3 protein-coding genes are annotated in these 2,072 nt (G+C 72.1%); all 3 read left to right on the plus strand.

The genetic code is table 11. The annotated features are described in order from the left end of the window. On the plus strand, positions 1–447 hold a 447-nt coding region (locus ACEN88_RS30040), incomplete at its 5' end, for a glycosyltransferase (RefSeq protein WP_413345593.1). Positions 448–449: 2 nt separating this feature from the next. Further along, complete coding sequence (locus ACEN88_RS30045; RefSeq protein ID WP_413345594.1) at positions 450–1,277, plus strand: glycosyltransferase; 828 nt, start codon at positions 450–452, stop codon at positions 1,275–1,277. After that, positions 1,274–2,072 (plus strand): glycosyltransferase family 2 protein (locus ACEN88_RS30050; protein ID WP_413345596.1); only part of this gene is annotated, 799 nt, incomplete at its 3' end. The genes ACEN88_RS30045 and ACEN88_RS30050, both read left to right, overlap by 4 nt.

The following is a 2,072-nucleotide window of genomic DNA, read 5'->3' on the forward strand; positions in this document are numbered from 1 at the left end:
AGGCTCGGACGCCCGCGCCTGCCGCCCGTCGCGGTGCTGGCCGGCGACGGCATCAGCGGCGCCTGGATCGACCGCCTGCACCGGCTCGGCGACACCTATGTCTCGCTGACGCGGGCCGAAGGCTGGGGCATGGGCGCGTTCGACGCCGCCGCGCTCGGGCGTCCGGTACTCATGACCGGCTGGAGCGGCCACCTGGACTTCCTCGGGCGCGACCATCCCGGCCTGATCGGCGGCACGCTGGCGCCGATCGACTGGCCCGGCACCTCGTACGGCCCCGACCACCGCTGGGCCGTCGCCGACGTCGCCGACGCGCGCAGCAAGATGCGCTACCGCTTCGTGCACCGCGGCCAACCCGATCCGCACGCCCGCCTGCTCGGCGAGCGGATCGCCAACCTGTACGCCGAGGGGCCGGTGATGCGGCGCTTCCGGCACGCGATCGGAGCATGAGCATGGTGCCGCGCCTGTTTCACTTCGTATTCGGCCTGAAGGAACAGACCGAGCCCTTCCACCTGGCGCATTACCTGTGCCTGGAATCGTGCCGCCGGATCAACCGTCCGGACGCGATCTGGTTCCATTACGCCAACGAACCCCATGGACCGCTGTGGGAACGGATCAAGCCGCACCTGACGCTACGCCCGGTGACCCGCGCCGCGCTGCCGCTGGCCGCCTACGCCGCCTCGGAAGAAGGCCGCGGCATCGCCGCCGCCGGCTGGAGCTATGCGCACGAGGCCGACTTCATCCGCCTCCAGGTCCTGCGCGAGCATGGCGGCGTGTATGCCGACATCGACACGCTGTTCGTCGCGCCCATGCCCGACCACCTGTACGGCCACGCCTGCGTGCTCGGCGACGAAGGCGCGCTGCCCGACGAACGCGGCATCCTGCGGCCGTCGCTGTGCAATGCGCTGATCCTCGCCGCGCCGGGGGCGCCGTTCGTCGCGCGCTGGCTCGACGCCTCGTACGGCGCGTTCGACGGCAAATGGACCAGCCACTCCTGCCAGCTCGCGAGCCGCCTGTGGGAACGGCATCCGGAACTGGTCCACGTGGTGCCGCGCGAGTACTTCTACCGTCACCCCTGGACGCCGGACGGCATGCGCAACCTGTTCGAGCGGCTCGACCCGGACGTGCGCGACGTCTTCAGCCTGCATTTGTGCAGCCACCTGTGGTGGAGCGCGGAACGCACCGATTTCACCCGCTTCCACGCCGGCCTGCTGACCGAGGACTACGTGCGCGCCGGCGCCACCACCTACGCCATGCTGGCGCGGCCGTTCCTGCCATGAGCGGCGCCGCACTGGCCGACTTCCTGCCGCAACCCGGCCGCGGCGTCGATTTCAGGCTGGGCCAGGACGGCGTCCTGGTCCAGCGGGGCCGGCTCGACCTGGTGGCGTTCCCGCGGCGGCCGCTCGTCTCGTGCCTGATGGTCACGCGCGGCCGCCTGTTCCCGGCGCGCTTCGCCGTCGACGCCTTCCGCAGCCAGACCTGGCCGGAGCGCGAACTGGTGCTCGTCTGCGACGCCCCGGGCACGCCGATCGAGGCGCATTGCCGCGCGCTCGACGATCCGCGCATCCGCGTGGTGACGCCGGACCGGCCCGCCGGCAGCCTGGGCGAACTGCGCAACCTCTCGCTAAGGGCCGCGCGCGGCGACTGGATCTGCCAGTGGGACGACGACGACCTCTACCACCCGCAGCGGCTCGAACTCGGCATGCTCCTGCTGCAGTCGATGCAGGCCGACGCCATGTTCCTCAGCCGCTGGCTGCTGTGGTCGCCGGCGGCGCGGCGCCTCGGCGTGTCCGGCGCGCGCGAATGGGAAGGGTCGATGCTGGCGCGGCGCGCCGCCGTCCCCGACTATCCCGGGCTGGCGCGCGGCGAGGACACGGAAGTGATGCACGCCATGCTGCGGCGCGGCCGCATCGCGCTGGTGGACGCGCCCTGGCTGTACACGTACGTGCAGACCGGCGCGAACACATGGACGGCCCGGCATTTCGAGGCAATCTGGGAAGCCGCCACGCTGGTGGAAACGGAAGCGCGCTACGCCGCCGCGCTGGCCGCCCTCGAGGCCCAGGGCCCGTATCGCG

Source organism: Massilia sp. CT11-108, from assembly GCF_047302915.1.
GTDB classification, from domain to species: Bacteria; Pseudomonadota; Gammaproteobacteria; order Burkholderiales; family Burkholderiaceae_D; genus Telluria; species Telluria orientalis.

Coding starts and splice junctions, on each gene's coding strand:
- ACEN88_RS30045 (WP_413345594.1), top strand. CDS start 450: ATGGTGCCGCGCCTGTTTCACTTCGTATTCGGCCTGAAGGAACAGACC.